Raw genomic sequence first — 20,592 nt, forward strand, 5'->3', positions numbered from 1 at the left:
TTAAATTTTGAAAGGCGCCCAACTTGAGCACTGTGATCGACAACATCGGCCTGCTGGTCACCAACGACCCTGAGCAGGGCGAGTTGACCGCGGAGCGGGCCAACGCCGCTGTCGTCATCGACAACGGCGTCATCAGCTGGGTCGGCGACGCGGGCAGCGCTCCGGATGCCGACGACCGGCTCGACGTCGGCGGGCGCTGCGTCATCCCCGGCTTCGTCGACAGCCACAGCCACGTCGTGTTCGCGGGCGACCGCTCCGACGAGTTCGTGGCGCGGATGGCGGGCGAGGAGTACGCCGCCGGCGGCATCCGCCGCACGGTCGAGGCGACCCGCTCCGCGAGCGACGCCGAATTGGCGCGCAACGCGACGCGCCTGGTCGCCGAGATGCGGGCGCAGGGCACCACCACCGTCGAGATCAAGAGCGGCTACGGGCTGACCTCGATCGACGAGGCGCGAAGCCTCGCCATCGCTGGCCAGTTCACCACCGAGACGACCTTCCTCGGGGCGCACGTCGTCCCCGCCGAATTCGCCGACGACCCGGCCGGCTACGTCGAACTGGTCACCGGCACCATGCTCGACCTGTGCGCGCCCCTTTCGAAGTGGATCGACGTGTTCTGTGACGACGGCGCATTCGACGTCGACCAGGCACGCGCCATCCTCGAGGCGGGAATCGACCGTGGGCTCGGGGCGCGGCTGCACGGCGGCCAGCTGGGAACGTCAGGCGCGGTGCAGCTCGCGGTCGAACTGGACGCGGCGAGCGTCGACCACTGCACCTTCCTCACCGATGAGGATGTCTCGGCGCTCGCTGGCGGCAACACCGTCGCGACGCTGCTGCCGGGCGTCGAGTTCTCCACCCGCCAGCCGTACCCGGATGCGCGCAGGCTGATGGACGCGGGCGTCACCGTGGCGATCGCGAGCGACTGCAACCCGGGGTCGAGCTACACGTCGTCAATGTCGTTCTGCATCGCCCTCGCGGTGCGCGAGCTGGGGATGACGACGGCTGAGGCGCTCTGGGCGGCGACCGCAGGGGGAGCCGCGGCGCTTCGCCGCGAGGACGTCGGCGTGCTGGCAGAGGGCAAGAAGGCCGACCTGGTCGTGCTCGACGCCCCGCACTACAGCTACCTGGCCTACCGGCCGGGCGTGCCGCAGGTGCAGCAGGTCTTCAAGGCGTAGCGGCTACTCCTCGAAGGTGTTGACGAGCGAGTGGGCGGCGCGCTCGAGGTAGCCCCACAGCGTCGCGTCCTGCAACGGCGGCAGCTCGAGCGTGTCCAGGGCGTCGCGCATGTGTCGCAGCCAGCGCTCCCGGGCATCCGGGTTCACCTTGAACGCGACGTGCCGCATCCGGAGTCTGGGATGTCCACGTTCCTCGCTGTAGGTCTTCGGTCCGCCCCAGTACTGCTGCAGGAACATGCTCAGGCGACGGATGGCGCCATCGAGGTCGTGCGCCGGGTACATCGGCCACAACACCGGGTCGTTCTGCACGCCCTCATAGAACGCGGTGACCAGCCGGTCGAAGGTCTCGCTGCCGCCGATCTGGTCGAAGAGTTCGCCGCCGACCGCGGTGCCGCCCTCGCCGGTGCGCAGCGTCACGTGGGTCTCCCCACCGGTTTCACTCACCGGACTCCTCCTTCTCGGTCGTCGGCTGCTGTGTCCGCCTGCCGACTGGTTGCGGGACATCCGGACTGTCGATGACCACCCGGTTCAACGCGGGCAGACCGACGTTGATCTCGTCGAGCGCGTGCTTGAGCCGCAGCCGCAGCTCACGCGCAACCGCCCACTGCTCCGCAGGCCGCGCCTTCATCACCAGGCGGATGACGATGGCCTCGGCCGACACGGATTCGATGCCCCAGATCTCCGGCTTCTCGAGGATCTTCGAGCGCCAGGCCGGGCTGTTCGACATGGCGGTGGCCGTCTCCAGCAGCGTCTCCTGGATAGCGGAGACATCCGCGGTGTACGGGGCGGGGAGGTCGATGATGACGCGGGCCCAATCGTGGGAGAAGTTGCCGACGCGCAGGATCTCGCCATTGCGAACGAACCACAGGGTGCCGTCAACCGAACGCACCTTGGTGATGCGCAGGCCGACCTCTTCGACGGTGCCGGTCGCTTCGCCCACGTCGACGACATCGCCGACCCCGAGCTGGTCCTCGGCGACCATGAAGATCCCGTTCAGCACGTCTTTCACGATGTTCTGCGCGCCGAAACCCAGACCGGCGCCGATCGCGGCGCTGACGATCGCGAACGCTCCGGTGGCGTTGGGGAAGACGATCGAGATCACCAGCAGGAGGATCACGATCGTGATGATCGCCGTCACGGCGCTGTTGAAGACGGTGCCGAGCGCCCTGGTGCGCTGCACAACCCGCGCCGCGGCGAGCGGCGAGGAGATCAGGGCCTGGGTGTCGTCGACACTGTGCTTTTTCTTGGCGCCCGTGACAACGCGGTTGACGACTCGTCGGATGCCTAAGCGCAGCGCCCAGTTGAGCACGAGGGCGAAGACGACGAGAAGAAGGGCTTTGACCAGCGGATGGCTGAAGAACGCGTCGACGTTCGCCCAGAAGGCCGTCCAGTCGAAGGCGGGGGGAGTCTCATCCATATTCTCGCCAGTCTACTTTTCTGCGCCTGCTCACTCACTCCGAGGGGTCGCTAACGCCGAGTTGCCCACTTCGGCCCCTGAAAATGCGGAAACAGGGGCCAAAGTGGGCAACTGGGAGGTGTCAGCGCTGCTTGTCGCGCTCCTGCGCCTTCAGCGCGCGCTCCACACCTGCGAGGTTCTCCACCACGAGGCGGCGCAGCGCCGGGATCTCCTGGTTGGCGTCCAGCCACGCGTTGGTTGCGTCGACGAGCGACTGGGTCGCCAGCGGCGCGGGGTAGAGGCCCACGATGAGCGTCTCGGCGATGTGGTAGCTGCGCGACTCCCAGATGTTCGCAAGGCTCGCGAAGTAGCGCTCCACGAGCGGCTCGAGCACCGCGGGGTCGTTGACGTGCTGGAAGCCGAGCGCGGTGTTCCGTACGATCGCGTTCGGCGCATCCGCCTGATCCACAATGGACGAGAACGCCTTGAGCTTCGCCTCCACCGTCGGGAACGTGGCGCGAGCGCGAGCCGCCGCCTGCTGGCCATTTGCGGTGTTGTCCTTCTCCAGCGCGGCGTCGATGTCCGCCTCGGTCGCAGCGCCGTTCAGCACGAGACCCTCAAGAAGCTCCCAACGCAGGTCGGTGTCGACGGTCAGGCCGTCAAGTGCGACGGTGCCGTCGAGCAGGCCACGCAGCGCGGCGACGTGGTCACCGATCGACGCGACGCTCGCAAAGAACTTCACGAACTGGAACTGCGCATCCGACCCCGCCTCCGCCAGTTCGGCGAGAGTCCACAGCGACGAGCCGATGTATTCGAGCGTCTTGGCGCGCTCGAACGGGTCGACGTAGGTGCGCACCGTGGTGACGAGCTGGTTCAGCGTCGTCCGGATGGTGGTGCTCTCGGTCTCGCTGGCGATGTTGCCGAGCACGAGCTTCACGTAGTCGCGCGGGGCGACCTCCGCGTCGCGGGTCGAGTCCCACACCGAACCCCAGACGAGTGCGCGCGCGAGCGGGTCCTCGATGTCCTTCAGGTGCGCGATCGCCGTCTCGAGCGACTGCTCGTCGAGGCGGATCTTCGCGTAGGCCAGGTCGTCGTCGTTGATGAGCACGAGCGCTGGCTTGCGGCGCCCGACCAGGCCGGGAACCTCGGTGCGCTCGCCATCGACGTCCAGCTCCAGCCGGTCATCCCGCACGAGTTTGCCCGCGACGAGGTCGTAGAAGCCGATCGCGAGACGGTGCGGGCGGATGGTCGGGTAGTCCTCCGGCGCGCTCTGCAGCACCGCGAAGCTCGTGATGGTGCCCGAGGCATCCGTCTCGATCTCCGGTCGCAGCGTGTTCACGCCAGCGGTCTCCAGCCACATCTTGGACCAGCCGCTCAGGTCGCGGCCGCTCGTCACTTCGAGCTCTGCCATCAGGTCCGTCAGCTCGGTGTTGCCGTATGCGTGCTTCTTGAAGTACGCGGCGACCCCGGCGAAGAACGCCTCCTCGCCGACCCAGGCTACGAGCTGCTTGAGCACCGAGCCGCCCTTGGCGTAGGTGATGCCGTCGAAGTTGACCTGCACGTCCTCTAGGTCGTTGATGGTCGCGACCACCGGATGCGTCGACGGCAGCTGGTCCTGTCGGTAGGCCCAGCTCTTCTCCATCGCCTGGAAGGTGGTCCACGCCTCCGACCACTCGGTGGCCTCGGCGGTCGCGATGGTGGATGCCCACTCGGCGAAGGACTCGTTGAGCCACAGGTCGTTCCACCACTTCATGGTGACCAGGTCGCCGAACCACATGTGCGCGAGCTCGTGCAGGATCGTGACGACGCGACGCTCCTTGATCGCATCCGTCACCTTCGACCGGAAGACGTAGGTCTCGGTGAACGTGACTGCACCGGCGTTCTCCATCGCCCCGGCGTTGAACTCCGGCACGAAGAGCTGGTCGTACTTCTCGAACGGGTACGGGTAGTCGAACTTGCTCTCGAAGTAGGCGAAGCCCTGACGGGTCTTCTCGAAGAGGTAGTCAGCGTCGAGGTACTGACTGAGCGACTTGCGCGAGTAGATGCAGAGCGGGATCATCCGCCCGTCGCTGCTCGTCAGTTCGCTGCGCTCGACAGCGTACGGGCCTGCCACGATGGCGGTGATATACGACGAGATCACCGGGGTGGGCGCGAATAGCCAGGTCGCCGAGTCACCGTTGATAACCGGCGCGGGGGTCGGCGAGTTGGACACGACCACCCAGTGCGCGGGGGCGGTGACGGTGAAGGCGAAGGATGCCTTCAAGTCGGGCTGCTCGAACACCGCGAACACGCGGCGGGAGTCCGGCACCTCGAACTGCGAGTAGAGGTACACCTCGTTGTCCACCGGGTCGACGAAGCGGTGCAGCCCCTCGCCGGAGTTGGTGTACTCGGCGTCAGCGTCGACGCGCAGCACGTTCTCCTCGGCGAGGCCCGCGAGCTGGATGCGCACACCGTCGGCCACGGAAGGGTCCAGTTCGACGCCGTTCAGCTGGATCGAGTGCACCGTGCGAGTGAACGCGTCGATGAACGTCGAGGCGCCAGCGGTCGCGGTGAATCTGACGACCGTGGTACTGCGGAACACCTCGGGTCCCGTCGTGAGGTCGAGCTCGACGTCGTAGCTCTGCACATCGATGAGCGCCTTGCGCTCCTGCGCTTCGAGGCGGGTGAGGTTGTCTCCAGGCACTTAGGCTCCCATGTCAGCGAACGAATTGCGCGCGGCAACGGCGGCGGCGCGCACCCCAGACTAGTCGGCGCGGCCACCCCGATGCAGGTCACCCAGCGGGGATGCGCTTGACTGGGATGCATGACCACCGAAGCATCCGCCACCCCTGTTCACTTCTGGTTCGACCCGTCCTGCCCGTGGGCCTGGATGACGAGCCGCTGGGTCGACGAGGTGTCACAGCATCGCGAACTTGACGTCAACTGGCATGTGATGAGCCTCGCGGTGCTGAACGAGGACAAGGATGTCGACGACGCCTACCGGGCGTTCTTCCCACGCGCGCTGCGTTACACCCGGCTCGTCGCCGCGGTGAAGGAACTCGAGGGCGCTGGCGTCGTCAAGCCGCTCTACGACGCGCTCGGCGCCCGCATCCACCTCGACGGTTCGAAGGATCCGGATGCCGTGATCCCGGAGGCGCTCGCCGAACTGGGCCTGCCGGCCGAGTACCTGAAGTACGCCGACAGCGACGAGTTCGACGAGCAGATGCGCGCGTCGCACTTCGACGGCATCAACCGAGTCGGCCAGGACGTCGGCACTCCGGTCATCGCCGTGAACGATGTCGCGTTCTTCGGTCCGGTGATTTCGCCCACACCAAAGGGCGACCAAGCGGTCGCCCTCTGGGATGGCGTTCTAGCTGCGGCTTCCTACGATGGGTTCTTCGAACTGAAGCGGTCGCGCACTCGGGGCCCGGTCTTCGACTGACGTCGGCCGCAGGATCGCGGCCGAGTCCTCGATCGCCGCAGTCAGCAGCGCGCGCAGTCGCGCGTCCGGGTTCTCGATGCACGCGCCGGCGATGCCGAGAACGGAGATCCGGATGACCGACTCGCTCAGGCGGGACGCGGCCTTGTTGCCGGTGGGCAGCCGGTAGCTTCCCACGAAGTCCCGTGCCCAGCTGACGGCCAGCGGGGTCCGCTGCATCGCGCTGTCCACGGCGGCCGCGAGGTCGGGAGCCGGTTCGACGCCCATCCGCTCCAGGATCCGCTGGCAGGAGAGGATGCCGACAGCGAGCGCGCGCTGCCGTTCCTCACTGGCAATGGGAAGGGCGACGCTCGCAGCACGGAGCGCGATGGCGACCTCGACCGAGCGGTCGGAGCCATTCAGTCCGATGACCGACGGGATGAGCACAGCAAGTCGAGAGCGCTCCGTGTCGGAACTGCAGTCGTTGACCATGCGGGCAAGGAATGCCAGAGCCGGATGCGTGCACGACGGATGGTCGCTCCAGCGCTCTCCAGCCAGGTAGGACGCGAACTCCATGAAGCACGCGCCTGTTCGGGGACTGCGGTGCCGTCCTGCAGAAAGGACTGGGACCATCCCGGGCGATACGGTCGTCGGTGACATCTGCGCCTCCCGCGTTTGTCGCGTTTGCAGTTCCCTCCAGTGTGCGCCTGTTGTCGGCCGAAGGCCAGAGGTGCTGCCCCGCGGCATCCTTAGAATGACCTGTATGCGCATCCACATCGCCACCGATCACGCCGGTCTGGACTTCAGCCGCGACCTCCAGGAGCACCTGCGGGGTGCCGGCCACGAGGTGATCGACCATGGCCCGCGCGAATACGACCCGCTGGATGACTACCCGTCGTTCTGCATCAATGCCGCGATCGGTGTTGTGACCGACCAGCAGTCCGGGATCGAGGCTCTCGGTGTCGTCTTCGGCGGTTCGGGAAACGGCGAGCAGATGGCGGCCAACAAGGTACCGGGCGCTCGCGCCGCGCTGGTCTGGAACCGGTCGACCGCCGAGCTCGCGCGCGAGCACAACGATGCCAACGTGATCTCCATCGGCGCGCGCCAGCACACGCTGGAGGAAGCGATCGAGTTCATCGACGCCTTCATCGCCACACCGTTCTCCGGCGAGAAGCGCCACTCGCGCCGGATCGCGCAGCTTGCAGAGTACGAGCGGACGGGGACCATCGCCGGGCACGAGATCGGCGCCTGATGCCAGAGGGTCACTCCGTCCACCGCATCGCGAGGCAGTTCAGGCTGCACTTCGTCGGCAAGCGCGTCGAAACCAGCTCGCCGCAGGGACGGTTCGTGAGCGGCGCCCAGCAGCTCGACGGGCTCACGATGACCGACTCGCGCGCGGTGGGCAAGAATCTGTTCCTCGAGTTCGATCACCGGCTGTGGCTGCGCGTGCATCTCGGCATCTACGGCGCGTGGGATTTCGCGGGCGACATCTCGACGGATGCGCCGCTCGCATCGGCCGATGAGCGCGGCAACGACCTCGCCAACTTCGAGGACTCGCTGCACTCGATCGGCGCGCCCCGGCGCTCGAGGCTGCGCATGTCGGAGAAGGAGACCGTGCAGCCCGAGTTGGACACGTGGCCCCCGGAGCCGGTTGGGCAGGTGCGGGTACGGCTCCTCACCGAGGACACCGTCGCCGACCTGCGCGGACCGACCGCATGCGAGGTGCTGCTGCCGGAGCAAGTCGATGCGGTGGTGGCGAAGCTGGGACCCGACCCGATGGGCGACGACTCGCAGGAGGCGGAGGACCGGTTCACCGCGACGGTGTTGAAGAAGCCGACCCCGATCGGCCTGTTGCTGATGGACCAGTCGATCGTGAGCGGCATCGGCAACGTCTACCGCGCCGAACTGCTGTACCGGGCGCGACTCGACCCGCACACGCCCGGAAAGCGGGTCCCCGAGGAGACCGTGCGCTCGCTCTGGCGCGACTGGGTGCACCTGCTGCACATCGGAGTCGAAACCGGCCACATGCTGACCATGGACTACCCGACCGACGAGGACTACCGCAAAGCGCTCGCTAACAGTGACGACCGGCATTGGGTCTACCAGCGCGCGGGCCTGCCGTGCCGCACCTGCGGCACGCACATCCTGATGGACATGGCGGCCGGCCGGAAACTGTACTGGTGCCCTAACTGCCAGCGGTGAACCGCCATGCCATGCTTGAGTAATGCGCCACAATCCGTCCTTTGTCATCGATGACCCGCAGGAGGTCCGGCGGCTGATACGCGAGAACCCGTGGGCGACCATTGTCGCCAACACGGCCAAGGGTCTCGTCGCCTCGCACTACCCGGTACTGCTCGAGGAGGACCGCGACGAGATCAGCATCGTCACGCACGTCGGCCGCCCCGACGACCGCCTGCTCGAGCTCGGCGGCGGAGAGCTGCTGGTCATCATCCAGGGTCCGCACGGCTACATCTCGCCTGGCTGGTACGGCGACCTGAAGTCGGTTCCGACCTGGAACCACGCCACAGCCCACCTGTACGGAACGCCAGAGATCCTCAGCGACGAGGAGAACTGGCGCGTGCTCGGCACCCTGGTCGAGCATTTCGAAGGCCGGATGCCGCATCCGAAGCTGCTCGAGGACGACCACGAGAACCGGCAGCTTGCGACGGGCACCGTCGGTTTCCGACTCGTAGTCACGCGCTTCGACGCGCGACTGAAGCTCAGCCAGAACAAGCCCGCCGATGTCGTGCACACCGTCATCGACGAGCTCGACCACGGTGCCAACTACTCGCAGCCTCGACTGGCTGACGAGATGCGCAGAGTGCACGGAGAACAATGATCCTCAGAAACGCACGCGTCGGCGACCAACTTGTCGACGTGGAGATCAACGACGGCTTGATAGCAGGCTTCCCGCCAGCGGGCACGAGCACGGGGGAGTCGCTCGACCTTGACGGTCGCTGGCTGCTCCCAGGGATGTGGGACCACCACGTGCACTTCGGCGAGTGGGCGTACACGCTCCGCCGCATCGACCTGTCACGGGTCACCTCGGCCGCTGAGGCCGCCGGCGTAATGAAACTGCACGTTCACGCGCAGGAGGACCCGAACGAGACCGTGGTCGGGGTCGGCATCCGCGACGCGCTCTGGCCGGACAACGCGTCGACCAGGCAGCTGCTCGACGCCGCGGTCGGCGACCGCAGCGTCGTGCTCATCAACTCGGACCTGCACTCCTGCTGGCTGAGCACGGCCGCCGCCCGGGCCTACGGTTACACCGACCACCCGACCGGCCTGCTGCAGGAGGACGACTGCTTCGACTTCGTCGCACGTCTCAAGCAGGCGCCGACCGAGCAGCACGACGAATGGGTGCGCGATGCGGCGCTCGCCGCGGCCGCGCGCGGCATCGTCGGCATCACCGACCTCGACATGGCGCCGAACATCGATAACTGGACGCGCCGATTCGGCAACGGGTTCGATGTGCTGCGCGTCGACGCGGCTATCTACACGCAGTACCTGGATCAGGCCATCGAAGATGGGCGCTTCTCCGGGGAGACGCTGACAGACGACGGCCTGCTCCGGGTCGGCTCGTTCAAGATCCTCACCGACGGGTCGCTCGGCACGCGCACCGCCTTCTGTGTCGACCCGTACCCGGGCACGCACGACCATGGCCTGCTCACCGTCCCGCCGGACCGGCTAATGCCGTTGCTGCGCAAGGCGATGGATGCACGGATCCTGTTGACCGTGCACGCCATCGGCGACGAGGCGAACCGGCTCGCGCTCGACGCGATCGAGGCCGTCGGCGGACGCGGAAACATCGAGCACGCCCAGTTGCTGCGGCGTGAAGACATCCCGCGAATAGCTGCGCTCGGCCTCGCCGCCAGCGTTCAACCAGAGCACGCCATGGACGACCGGGACATCGCCGACCAGTACTGGGCCGGCCGCACCGACCGCTCTTTCATGCTGCGCTCCCTGCTCGACGCAGGCATCGAGTTGCGGTTCGGCTCGGATGCTCCGGTTGCGCCGCTGGACCCGTGGATCACCATCAGCGCCGCGGTCAGCCGCGCTCGCGACGGGCGCGAGCCGTGGCATCCGGAGCAGGCGGTGACGGCCAGCGAGGCCATTACTGCCTCGACTCGCTCACGCGTCGCCGAGGGGGAGCCCGCCGACCTGATCGCGGTCGAACTCGACCCGTACAGCGCCGACGGTGAGCAGTTGCGCAGCATGCCCGTCGCGTTGACGCTGCTGGCCGGCCGGGTCACCCACTCGACGCTGTAACCGCCAGGTCAGTGCGCGGCGGGCACCGGTGCCTCTGCAATCACGTCGGCCGGCTTCTTGATGAAGAAGGACAGCGCGACGCCAGCCAGCGAGATGATCGCCCCGACCAGGAAGGCCGCGCGCGTGCCCGCGGCCTCCGCCTCGACCACGGAGACACCCGTCGCCTCGAGCGCGGCCGCCTGCGTCGACATGACCGTGACGAGCAACGCGATGCCCGCGGCTCCGGCGACCTGCTGAATGGTGCCGACGACGGCGCTCGCGTGCGAGTACAGACTTGGCCGCACAGCGCCAAGCCCGGCCGTGAACAGCGGGGTGAACAACATCCCCAGACCGAGGTTGAGGGTGATCTGCAGCGCAAGCACGAACCAGACCGAGGTCGTGGTCCCCACCGTCGTGAAGCCCCACAGCACGCCGCTGACGATCATCGTGCCGGGGATCACAAGCGGCTTCGGCCCGATGCGGTCGTACAGCCGGCCGATGAACGGCGCGAGCAAACCCATCAGCAGCGCGCCGGGCATGATCATCAGCCCGGACTCGAGTTCGGTGAGGCCCAGCACGCGCTGCAGGTAGAGCGGGAAGACGACGATGGTGCCGAACAGGGCGACCATGCTCACCGTCAGGATGCTCACCGAGGCAGTGAAGATCGGCGCGCGGAAGGTGCGCAGGTCGAGCAGGGCACGATCCTGGCGTTGCAACAGCAGCTGGCGCCAGATGAAGATCGTCAGAGCCAGTGCGCCGACGGCCAGCGAGACCCACATCTGCGTCTCGGAGACGGCGATCGCGTCGCCCTTCTGCTGCGCGCTGGCGCCGACCAGGCTGAGCCCGTAGACCAGCCCGCCGAAGGCGAACGCCGACAGGATGACCGAGACCACGTCGATGGGGACCGGCCGCGGTTCGCTGACATTCTCGACGCGGCGGATGCCGATGACGAGCATCACGAGCGCGATCGGCAGCACCAGCCAGAACAGCCATCGCCAGGTCAGCGTGCTGAGGATGAGGCCGGAGATCGTCGGGCCGAGCGCAGGGGCGACCGACATGACGATCGACACGTTGCCCATGGTCTTTCCGCGGGTCGCAGGCGGCACCAGGCTCATGATGGTCGTCATGAGCAGCGGCATCATGATCGCGGTTCCAGATGCCTGGACAACGCGCGCAACCAGCAACACCTCGAAGCCGGGCGAGACGGCGGCCAGCAGGGTTCCGGCCGAGAACAGCGTCATGGCGGCGATGAAGATCGGCCGCGTGTTGTAACGCTGCAGCAGGAAGCCGGTGATGGGGATGACCACGGCCATGGTCAACATGAACGCCGTGGTGAGCCACTGAGCTGCCCGCGCGTCGATCGACAGATCCGTCATCAGGCGGGGGATGGCCACGCTCATGATGGTTTCGTTCAGGATCACCACAAAAGCGGCTGCGAGCAACAGCCAGATGACGCGCTGGTTGCGGCGCGAGTGGTCGACAATCGGCAGTTCGACCGGTGCTGTGTTAGTCATTTCGTCCTTTTGAGGCAAGGGGTAGCGCGGCAGGCTTTGCGGGGGAGACAGCGAAAGGTATCAGACGCAACCTATGCCTCACCGCAGACATTCCAGCTGGACGATATTCCCCTCAGGTTCGGTGGGGTTAACCCGAACGGGCATCCGTGAGGCAGCCGGATGCCGCCGTCCGCGCCGGATCGCGATGCTGGTTGTTGTTGCCGAATCGACGCCACCAACGGATACGAGGAAAAGATACATGACCACAGAATCTGTCAGGCTTGAGCACGTGAGCGAGAGGACCGGCTACGGCGCACTCTGGCGCGGGGTTCCTCGAGAGCTGGGCTTCCTGCTGCCGACGCTGCCGATCGTCGTTGTCGGCTTTTCGGTGATGGTCTCGCTGTTTTCCGCCGGCGCGGGCATGATCGTCATCTTCGTCGGCCTCTTCCTGATCGTCGCCGCGCTGTTCGTTGCGCGCGGCTTCGGAACGCTCGAGCTGGTGCGCCTGCGCGCCGCGGGCATGCCGGAGATCGCGCGCCCGAATTGGGGCGACTCGGATCGCACCGGGCTCGCGCGCGCGCTCGGTCCCCTCGCAGATGGCCGCTACTGGATCTACCTGCTGCACGGCATGGTCGTGAACTTCGCCATCGGCATCGCAACCTGGTCGATCGCGATCACCTGGGTGGCGGGCACGCTCGGCGGACTGACTTTCTGGTTCTGGGACCGCTTCATCCCACAGGGTGACAACGACTTCTACCTGTCAGAGGTGATCTTCGGGTTCTTTGCCCCTGGCGGAAACTTGCCGGGTGGTCCTGAGGGTGACGCGATTCTGAACTTCTTCTTCGGGATCTTCTTCGCCCTCACCTTGCCGTTCATCACCCGCGGTCTCACCCGACTGCACCACGTCATTGCCCAGGGGATGCTCGGGGCATGGCGTTCCGAGGCGCTTGAGCGTCGCGTGGTCGACCTCAACGAGTCCCGGGGTGCTGCGATCTCCGCCGAGGGTCACTCGCTGCGTCGTCTCGAGCGTGACATCCACGACGGTCCGCAGCAGCGCCTGGTGCGGCTGCAGATGGACCTCGCCTCTGCCGAGCGTGAGCTGGACAGGGATCCGGAGAACGCGCGCAAGCTGATCACCGAGGCGAACGAGCAGTCGAAGGCTGCGCTCGATGAGCTGCGTGCGCTGTCCCGCGGTTTTGCCCCGCCGATCCTGATGGACCGCGGCCTGGCCGCCGCCCTGGAGTCGCTCGCCGCCCGGAACGCCGTGCCGGTCAGCTTCGTCAACGCGATCGACAGCTCGGTGCAGTTGCCGCAGGAGATCGAGCGGAACGCGTACTTCGTCGCCAGCGAACTGGTGACCAACGCAACCAAGCACTCCGGCGCATCCGACATCGGAATGCAGCTCGCGCTCCACCGGGTTCCGGAGGGCGACGACTGGTGGCTCGACGTCACGGTCGCCGACAACGGTTCGGGCGGTGCGGCCTCGAAGGACGGCCACGGCCTCGCTGGAATCGAGGAGCGCATCCGCGGTCTCGGCGGCAGCTTCGAGCTCTCGAGTCCCGAGGGCGGCCCCACGGTGGCCACCGTCCACCTGCCCATCACCTACTGACCGCAGTCTTCAACGCCGCCGTCCCCCTAGAGTGGGGCGGTGGCGTTGAAGGTTGTGGTGGCGGATGATTCGGTGCTGCTTCGCGAGGGACTCGTGCGGGTGCTCGGCGAGGCCGGCGTCGACGTCATCGGGGCGTTCGGTGACGGCGACGAGCTGATCGCGAGCCTGCCCGAGCTGCGGCCCGACCTCGCGGTGCTCGACGTGCGGATGCCCCCGACCTACAGGGATGAGGGAGTGCGCGCGGCGATCAGCGCGCGCGAGCTGCAGCCGAACCTCGGCATCCTGCTGCTGTCGCAGTACGTCGAGGTCGCATACGCGAGCGAACTGCTGTCATCCGGCAGCGGCGGCATCGGCTACCTGCTCAAGGATCGCGTCGCGAGCCTCGACGAGCTGAAGGACGCGATCGAGCGCATCGCGGCCGGCGGCACTGTGCTTGACCCCGAGGTCGTGACACAGCTGCTCGGCCGGCGGCAGAACCCGCTCGAGAGCCTCACCCCGCGCGAGCGCGAGGTCATCACCCTCATGGCCGAGGGGAAGACCAACGCGGCGATTGCATCCGCGTTGTTCATCGGCACCGGTGCTGTGGAGAAGAACGTGACGTCGATCTTCCAGAAGCTGGGCCTCGAGGATTCCGGCACCGACCACCGCCGGGTGCTCGCGGTGCTCGCCTGGCTGCAGCGCTGACCCTCGGTCAGCGGAGGTTGGAAAACTTCAGCGCGATCGCCTTGAAGTTGGCGATGCGCTGCTCATACCGGGCGGCGAGCACGATCAGCAGCACGCCGCCGGCACCCAGCCACAGCCACCACGGGAAGAACTCGTACGCCGCCCGCAACTGAGGCAGGAACGTCGCGATCCCGTGGATCAGCACCACCACAACGCCGATCGTGAACGGCGCCTGCAGCCGCTTGGCCACGCCCACGACAATCACCGCGACACCCACCACCCCGAGGCCGACCAGACGCCACATGGGGCGGTCGTCGACTGTCGCGATCAGCGATGGCAGCAACAGGATGCCGGTTCCCGGGCCGAGCCACGGCCATGACCGCGCGGTTGCCACCTCGTTCAGGTGGTTTGCGCCGGTGACGAGCAGCGCGAGCGCTATTGGCACGAAGAGGATCTCGACGGGCTCGACGGTCTGCAGGGCCAGCAGCGCCCCGATCAACGCGAAGCCGATGGCGCTCCACCCGACAACCGGGGTGAACGGTACCCGGTCGCCCAGGAACGACAGCACGTGCACGGCGGCGAACGTGACCACGATCGCCATCGCGCGCACAGCGCCAAGCCGGGTGTCAGGCAGATTCGTCAGCTCAATGAGGAGAACCGCCGCCATCGCGAATATGACAAGCCCGTTCGCGGCGAGGGTGCGCAGGCGATCGCCGGATGCCCGCAGGCCCAGCCCGATCGCGGCGACGAGCAGCACCAGGAACATTCCGGCCAGCCACACATCTCGCGCGACGTCCAACACCGACGCCTCGGCGGCCCGTCCGATCGCGGTGACAGCCACACCGATCGCACCGGCGGCCGCGGCGGCGTCGAGCCAGGCGGGTGAACCGCCGCGCAGGAAACTGCCCGCGAGCAGCAGCGCGGTCGACACCGCGAACAGCACGATGGCGAGCATCGGATCCCCGGTCGCGTACTGGAACGCGAGCGGCAGGATGGCGACAAGCGCCCCGCCGAGCGCGATCAGCGGCGCGGCGACGGATGCGCCCCGCGCGCGGTGCACCAGAATCCCCACGACGATGAGCGCGCCCGCGAGCGGCAGGAGATAGGGCTCAGGCGAGGAGACCGCGTCGGCGCTGAGGCGCCACCACAGGCCACCGGTGGCGAGGGTGAGAGCGAGCCAGCCGAAGTGTCGGCGCTGGGACTGCGAACCGAACAACCCGTCGGTGTCGATCGCGAGCAGCAGGGCCGTGACACCTCCCAGGGCGAGCACGAGCCAGCCGGCGTCGGCATTGGACCACACCGCCCAGCCCAGGGCAGGCACCGCCACGATCGCGACTCCGACATCCCGCGCCCAGCGCGGCAGCGTCGAACGACCGAGCACCCTGACGACGAGCGACCCGGCTGCCGCGAGCAGCGCGGCGCTGATCGGCGCGACCGCCGCGCTGAATTCGACCAGTCCCAGCGCGAGCGCAAACGACGTGACGGCCAGGTACAGCGCGGGGCCGATGCCGACGGATGCGACGATGCGCTCCACCTTCAGCACCCGGTTCACGCGGCGCAGCCACAGCGCGATCCCGGCGAGCAGCAGCAGGGCGACACCGAGCCCGGTCCAATACTCGGGCAGGAGCAGCAAGCCCCGCTCGGCTGCGCTCAGCCGCTCCAGCCAGGCCGGGGTCGAGCCGACCAGCATCGCGATCAGCGCGCCGCTGACCCAGAACACTGCGCGGCGCTCCAGCGGGCTGACCAGCCGGTTCGGGAACGCGGCGCCGGCGAACACCACGACCGCGGCGAGCCCGGCGAACCGGATGCGGCCCGCCGCGTCGACAGCATCCGGGACTCCGGAGCCGAACGTGATGTGTGCCGCAACCGCTGCCGCGGAGCCGATGACCAACGCCGCTATCACCGCGGCGATCGCCGCGCGAGCGGGCCGCGCAACCAGCATCCGGACCCCGATGAGCAGGGCGAGGGCGACGATCGTGCTCGCCCACCAGGTCTCGATGCTCACCCAGCCGAACAGATAGCCGATGGTGCCGGCGGTGGCCAGTGCTGCCACGAGCGGGCCGCGGATGCGCTCCCCACGATTCAGCAGGAGCAGCCCGAGGGCGACCACGGCGATGGCGAGCCAGCCGGCGAGCACCATCCACACGGTGCTCAGCAGCGGAACCGCGAGCAGCAGCGCGATGACGGCCGCCCAGGCGACCACGACGAGGCGCCGGCCCAGCATTCGGGCGACGCCCCACAGGAGTCCGGCGAGTGCGGTCGCGATCGCAAGCCCAAGCACCGCCCAGCCCAACTCGTCGCCAACGAAGTAGATGGTGTCGATCGCAGCGTTATCCCACGGCTGGAAGATGGCGCTCGCCACCGTGACCAGCACGGTGAACGCGCTGACCCCGACCGGCAACGCGAGAACGAGCAACGCCACCGCGCCGGCGCTTACCGTCGCAAGCAGGAGCGACCTGCGGCCATACCCCTCCGGCAGTTTCGAACGGATGCCGTCCAACCCGACCGCGACAGCGACAGCCGTTACCGGCGGCACAAGGTAGGAGAAGGGGTCCCACCCGGTGTCGAGCGGCACCATGAAACCGGCCGCGACAATCCCGGCGACCAGGCTGAACCCGTAGCCGAAGCCGCGGAACTCAGCGCGAGCGCTGAGCTGCGCGAGCGCGTAAACGTGCGCGCCGGCCACGAGGGCGACGACAGCGAGTGCCACGGCGGGGCCGATCGCCGGATCACCGACGAAGAGGCCGGCGAACGCCGCACCAGCGACAGCGAGGCTGGTCTGGATGAGCACGATGACCCGTTCGACCCGATGTGGGGCGAGGAGCTGGCTGAACCCGGCGATCGCCCCGGCGCTGAAGGCGATGAAGGTGCCGTCTTCGAGCACAAGTTCGTCCGTGATGCCGGCCGCGAGCAGCATGATGCCCGGCACGAACACCGAGTGCCCGACGATGCCGGGGGTGCGCAGGGTGCTCGCGCGGCTCCACAGCGCGAACGCTATCGACGTTGCGACGAACGTGACGCCCCAGTGGATGGCGCCGTGACCGCTCCCGAGCCCGAACAGGTCGTTTTCGCGCACCGCCCACGCATCGAGGTAGACCAGCACGACCGCGAACGCGGCGATGCCCTCGGCGGTTGCTCGCAACCCCTTGACACGCAGCAGGTGGGCAGCGACCAGGGCGGCGACGGTGATGCCGCCGATGATCACGCTGCGCCAGATCAGCCCGAAATTGATGAAGGCGTACACCAGGAAAAAGATGGCGGCCACCGACAGCAGGGTCACGCCGACCAGCAGCAGGGTGACTTGGACGCTCGAGCGGCGCGGCTCGATCGTGAAGTTGCCGCCCGGTGTTCCGGATGCCGGTGGCGGGGGAGTGACAGGCGGCTGCGGTGGGGTGAAGGCCGGCTCCTCGGCCGCCGGTTCGGCGATTGCCGTCGACGAGGTGGCGCCGGCGGGCGATGCGGCTGTCTCGGTCGAGGCCACAGGCACGGCGATTGGCTGCGCCACCGCCTGCGCCCCCTGCAGTGTCAATTCGGCGCCTCGCTGTGCAGTTTCAAATCGCATCCGCCCCACAATTGAAGCGCGGAGTTCGAGCGCGTTCGCAGCCGCGAGTGACACGTCGTGCAACCTGGATGCAGCGGGGTGGTTCAGGTCGAGTCGGCATGAGTCGCAGACCTCACCTGTCAGCCGCGCGAAGCACGCAGGGCAGTTGCCGGTGCCGGTGAGGTCCTCGAGGCGACGAGGGAAGTACATCGGCGCGGCGTAGCCGCGGAACTCGCTGTCGTCTTCGGCCATCGGCGCTGCCCCCTGCTTGTCCCGTCGCGTGTGCAGCTATCACGGTAGCGGTCGTTCGACTCTCGGCGTGGGACGTGCGTGCCAGAGGTGGAAGACTGTGCGAGTGCGGATGGTCGGGAAGGGCCGGGAGGGCCAGGGCGTGCGAAGCCTCGTGCTGCTGGCCGTGATGGTCACCATCGTGGTGACCGGATGCTCGGCTACGCCGCCGTCCGAGACGCGCAAGCCCACGTCGCTGCCGTCCACGTCGCCAACGCCCACTCCGACGCCGATTCCGCTGTGCGAACAGCCTGCCGTGCTCGAAGCGCTCGCAGGCACCGACGCCGAGCTGATCGCCGCGGTCGGTGGAGCAGACGCGTTCCGTGAGGCGGTGGCATCCGGTGCGCAATGCCTGGACCTGAGCGACCCGAACCGGCACTGGGTACTCGTGAACAAGCAGCGCGCGTTGGTGCCGCTCGACTTCGAGCCCGGCGACCTGGCCTGGCCGAGCATCCGGAACATCAATGGGACCCCGCTTCGCGCGGGGGCGGTGGCGGCGCTCGAGCAACTTGTGGCGGCGGCGCTCGCCGAGGGCGTTGGGGAAATCGGCATGCTGAGCGGCTACCGCTCCTATGCGACGCAGGACTCGCTTTACGCCTGGCACGTGTGGGACAAGGGGCAGGAGCGGGCGGATCTCGTGTCGGCGCGGCCAGGGCACAGCGAGCATCAGACCGGGCTGACCGCTGATCTGGTGCCGTGCTTCGCATCCGGATGCTTGACGATCGACGACTTCGGAGCGAGCGCGCAGGGCAAGTGGGCGGCCGCGAACGCGTGGCGGTTCGGCTTCATCACACGGTACGAGGCGGGTCGCACCGAGGTCACCGGGTACACGCCCGAGCCGTGGCACATGCGCTTCGTCGGGGTCGAACTAGCGGCGGCGTACCACGACGGCGCGTTCACGACGCTGGAGGAGTTCCTCGGCCAACCACCCGCGCGGACCTACTGATCTGCGCATCACGATACCTAGGACTGCTAGGTACCTAGCACCGCAAGGTATAGGCTGATCCGCATGGTGTCGAACATCGACAAGGACCTGGTCGCCGCGATGGCGACGCCGCTCGTGCTGGCGATCCTGCTGGAGGGCTCGAGCTACGGGTACGCCATCCTGAAGCGCGTGCGGGAGCTTTCGGGTGGGGACCTGAAGTGGACCGACGGGATGCTGTATCCACTGCTGCACCGGCTCGAGCGCCTCGGCTACGTGCGGGCGGAGTGGGGGTCGTCGCCTGAGGGTAGGCGCCGTAAGTACTACGAGATCACCGAGAAGGGGAGCGGTCAGCTGGTCGAGCACCGCAAGCAGTGGGAGACAGCGAACCGGACCCTCGGCGGTATCTGGGGACCGACACCTTCGGTGGCGACGGCATGAGCGACACGCTGGAGAAGCAGATCGGCGAATGGCGCTCTGCGGTGCTGCAGGGGAGGGCGGTCGCCGATTCGGATGCCGATGAACTCGAAGGGCACCTGCGGGAGCAGATCGCCGACCTCGAGGCGGCCGGGCTGACCGCGGACGAAGCGTTCCTGATCGCGGTCAGGCGTCTGGGCGAGGTCAACCAGCTCACTGCGGAGTTCGCACGCGAGCACGGCGAGCGCCTGTGGAAGCAGCTGGCGATCTCACGCCCGGATGAGGAGCGACGGCAGCCGATTGTGACCATGCTCGCCATTGCTGCGGTCGCAGCCGTGCTCGTGCAGGTTGCGAGGCTTCTGTCGGAGCCGACTGTCATCTCCGACCTGTCTTTCGCCCGCAATGTCAGTTTGTTCGTGCTGCCGGTGCTCGCAGCGTATTTCGCGGTGGTGCGGCGGATGTCGTGGCAGCGGGTGATGGGCCTCGGCGCTGCCGTCGCTCTGCTCGCCGTCGCCGTGAACCTGTTCCCGTTTGTTCCTGGGGCGAGCACCGAGCTGCTGGTGGCCATCCACTTGCCCGTCGCGTTGTGGTTCGTGGTGGGCACGGCCTATCTCGGCGGTGACCTGCGATCGTCGGCGCGGCGGATGGACTTCATTCGGTTCACCGGTGAGTGGGTGATCTACTACGCGCTGATCGCGCTCGGTGGCGCGGTGCTGGTCGGGCTGACGGTTGCGGTGCTTAGCCCGATCGCTCCCGAGGCGATCGAGTCGGTTCTCACCTGGGTTATCCCGTCCGGAGCGGCCAGCGCAATCATCGTGGCGGCGTGGCTGGTCGAGGCGAAGAAGAGCGTCATCGAGAACATCGCTCCGGTGCTCACGGCCATCTTCACGCCGCTGTTCGCGATCATGCTGACGGTTTCAGTGTTCGCGTACGCGATCTTCGGACTCGGCCGCGAGTTCGACCGCGACCTGTTGATGGTCTTCGATCTGCTTCTACTCGTCGTGCTGGGGCTGGTCGTCTACGGAATTTCGGCGCGGGATCTGACGCGTCGGGAGCGGCTGACGGATGCGATCAGGCTGGTCGCAGTCATCGCGGCGGTCGTGCTCGACCTGCTGGTGCTCGTGTCGATGTTCGCGCGGATCGGCGAGTTCGGGTTCACAGCCAACCGTGTGGCGGCGCTCGGGCTCAACATCATCCTGCTGGTGAATCTCGTCGTGACTGCGTGGCTCATCGCGCGGTTGCTGGCAGACAGAGACCCGGCGGCGCGTGTCGAGCGTTGGCAGACCGGGTACCTCCCGGTGTTCGCCGGCTGGGTGCTGTTCGTCGTACTTCTCCTGCCACCGCTTTTCGGCTTCGCGTAATACGTGCGGCCTTTTGCTGGGTGGCCGCTGTCTCTAGCACAGCGCCTACACGTGCCGAGTCGGGAGGCCGCGCGCACCTGCTTGC

Annotated in this window: 17 protein-coding genes; 11 read left to right on the forward strand and 6 right to left on the reverse strand. The window is 67.5% G+C overall.

Annotated features, from left to right (window positions below; translation table 11 throughout):
- Positions 1-23 precede the first annotated feature (23 nt).
- Positions 24-1,172, forward strand: coding sequence for an imidazolonepropionase (gene hutI / locus HGK58_RS07390; RefSeq protein ID WP_168626963.1), 1,149 nt, complete (start codon positions 24-26; stop codon positions 1,170-1,172).
- Between the two features lie 3 nt (positions 1,173-1,175).
- Here hutI and HGK58_RS07395 read toward each other — a convergent pair whose 3' ends face one another.
- The 3 genes from HGK58_RS07395 to pepN all read right to left on the reverse strand — a co-directional run bounded on the left by HGK58_RS07395 (position 1,176) and on the right by pepN (position 5,251).
- Positions 1,176-1,589 carry a globin gene (locus HGK58_RS07395; protein WP_349236207.1) on the reverse strand — a complete coding sequence of 138 codons (414 nt, stop codon included), beginning with the start codon at positions 1,587-1,589 and terminating at the stop codon, positions 1,176-1,178.
- Positions 1,590-1,608: 19 nt separating this feature from the next.
- Positions 1,609-2,589 (reverse strand): mechanosensitive ion channel family protein, encoded by a 981-nt coding sequence (locus HGK58_RS07400; RefSeq protein ID WP_168626965.1) that lies wholly within the window; start codon positions 2,587-2,589, stop codon positions 1,609-1,611.
- Between the two features lie 121 nt (positions 2,590-2,710).
- Positions 2,711-5,251 (reverse strand): aminopeptidase N, encoded by a 2,541-nt coding sequence (gene pepN / locus HGK58_RS07405; RefSeq protein ID WP_168626966.1) that lies wholly within the window; start codon positions 5,249-5,251, stop codon positions 2,711-2,713.
- A gap of 120 nt (positions 5,252-5,371) precedes the next feature.
- On the opposite strand from pepN, the gene HGK58_RS07410 reads away from it, so the two are divergent.
- Complete coding sequence (locus HGK58_RS07410; protein WP_168626967.1) at positions 5,372-5,989, forward strand: disulfide bond formation protein DsbA; 618 nt, start codon at positions 5,372-5,374, stop codon at positions 5,987-5,989.
- On the opposite strand, the gene HGK58_RS07415 is transcribed toward HGK58_RS07410, so the two are convergent.
- Positions 5,918-6,541, reverse strand: a complete 624-nt coding sequence (locus HGK58_RS07415) for a hypothetical protein (protein ID WP_168626968.1) — start codon at positions 6,539-6,541, stop codon at positions 5,918-5,920. The two genes, HGK58_RS07410 and HGK58_RS07415, sit on opposite strands and share 72 nt — an antisense overlap.
- A 187-nt stretch (positions 6,542-6,728) precedes the next feature.
- Between HGK58_RS07415 and HGK58_RS07420 the strand changes: the two genes are divergently transcribed.
- From HGK58_RS07420 to HGK58_RS07435, 4 genes are read left to right on the forward strand one after another with little or no spacing between them, the layout of a single operon-like run.
- Positions 6,729-7,217, forward strand: coding sequence for a ribose-5-phosphate isomerase (locus HGK58_RS07420; RefSeq protein ID WP_168626969.1), 489 nt, complete (start codon positions 6,729-6,731; stop codon positions 7,215-7,217).
- Positions 7,217-8,167, forward strand: coding sequence for a DNA-formamidopyrimidine glycosylase family protein (locus tag HGK58_RS07425; RefSeq protein ID WP_168626970.1), 951 nt, complete (start codon positions 7,217-7,219; stop codon positions 8,165-8,167). Before HGK58_RS07420 ends, HGK58_RS07425 begins: the two co-directional genes overlap by 1 nt.
- A 22-nt stretch (positions 8,168-8,189) precedes the next feature.
- Entirely contained in the window at positions 8,190-8,804 is a 615-nt protein-coding gene (locus HGK58_RS07430) for an FMN-binding negative transcriptional regulator (RefSeq protein WP_168626971.1), read from the forward strand.
- Positions 8,801-10,234 (forward strand): amidohydrolase, encoded by a 1,434-nt coding sequence (locus HGK58_RS07435; RefSeq protein WP_168626972.1) that lies wholly within the window; start codon positions 8,801-8,803, stop codon positions 10,232-10,234. Before HGK58_RS07430 ends, HGK58_RS07435 begins: the two co-directional genes overlap by 4 nt.
- Before the next feature lie 8 nt (positions 10,235-10,242).
- On the opposite strand, the gene HGK58_RS07440 is transcribed toward HGK58_RS07435, so the two are convergent.
- Positions 10,243-11,727, reverse strand: a complete 1,485-nt coding sequence (locus tag HGK58_RS07440; protein WP_168626973.1) for an MDR family MFS transporter — start codon at positions 11,725-11,727, stop codon at positions 10,243-10,245.
- A 238-nt stretch (positions 11,728-11,965) separates the two neighbouring features.
- On the opposite strand from HGK58_RS07440, the gene HGK58_RS07445 reads away from it, so the two are divergent.
- Together HGK58_RS07445 and HGK58_RS07450 are read left to right on the forward strand one after the other, a co-directional pair.
- The gene (locus HGK58_RS07445) at positions 11,966-13,315 is read left to right on the forward strand and encodes a sensor domain-containing protein (RefSeq protein WP_168626974.1); all 1,350 of its coding nucleotides are present in this window, start codon (positions 11,966-11,968) and stop codon (positions 13,313-13,315) included.
- Positions 13,316-13,360: 45 nt separating this feature from the next.
- Complete coding sequence (locus HGK58_RS07450) at positions 13,361-13,999, forward strand: response regulator transcription factor (protein WP_193509813.1); 639 nt, start codon at positions 13,361-13,363, stop codon at positions 13,997-13,999.
- A 7-nt stretch (positions 14,000-14,006) separates the two neighbouring features.
- On the opposite strand, the gene HGK58_RS07455 is transcribed toward HGK58_RS07450, so the two are convergent.
- Positions 14,007-17,771, reverse strand: a complete 3,765-nt coding sequence (locus tag HGK58_RS07455) for a hypothetical protein (RefSeq protein ID WP_168626976.1) — start codon at positions 17,769-17,771, stop codon at positions 14,007-14,009.
- 109 nt (positions 17,772-17,880) lie between these two features.
- Here HGK58_RS07455 and HGK58_RS07460 point away from each other — a divergent pair, with 109 nt between their 5' ends.
- From HGK58_RS07460 to HGK58_RS07470, 3 genes are all read left to right on the forward strand, one after another.
- Entirely contained in the window at positions 17,881-18,753 is an 873-nt protein-coding gene (locus HGK58_RS07460) for a M15 family metallopeptidase (RefSeq protein ID WP_168627706.1), read from the forward strand.
- A gap of 63 nt (positions 18,754-18,816) precedes the next feature.
- Positions 18,817-19,170, forward strand: coding sequence for a helix-turn-helix transcriptional regulator (locus tag HGK58_RS07465; RefSeq protein WP_168626977.1), 354 nt, complete (start codon positions 18,817-18,819; stop codon positions 19,168-19,170).
- Positions 19,167-20,507 carry a permease prefix domain 1-containing protein gene (locus HGK58_RS07470; RefSeq protein ID WP_168626978.1) on the forward strand — a complete coding sequence of 447 codons (1,341 nt, stop codon included), beginning with the start codon at positions 19,167-19,169 and terminating at the stop codon, positions 20,505-20,507. Before HGK58_RS07465 ends, HGK58_RS07470 begins: the two co-directional genes overlap by 4 nt.
- Positions 20,508-20,592: the final 85 nt, after the last annotated feature.

It is taken from the genome of Cryobacterium sp. BB307, from assembly GCF_012274275.1.
GTDB lineage: Bacteria > Actinomycetota > Actinomycetes > Actinomycetales > Microbacteriaceae > Terrimesophilobacter.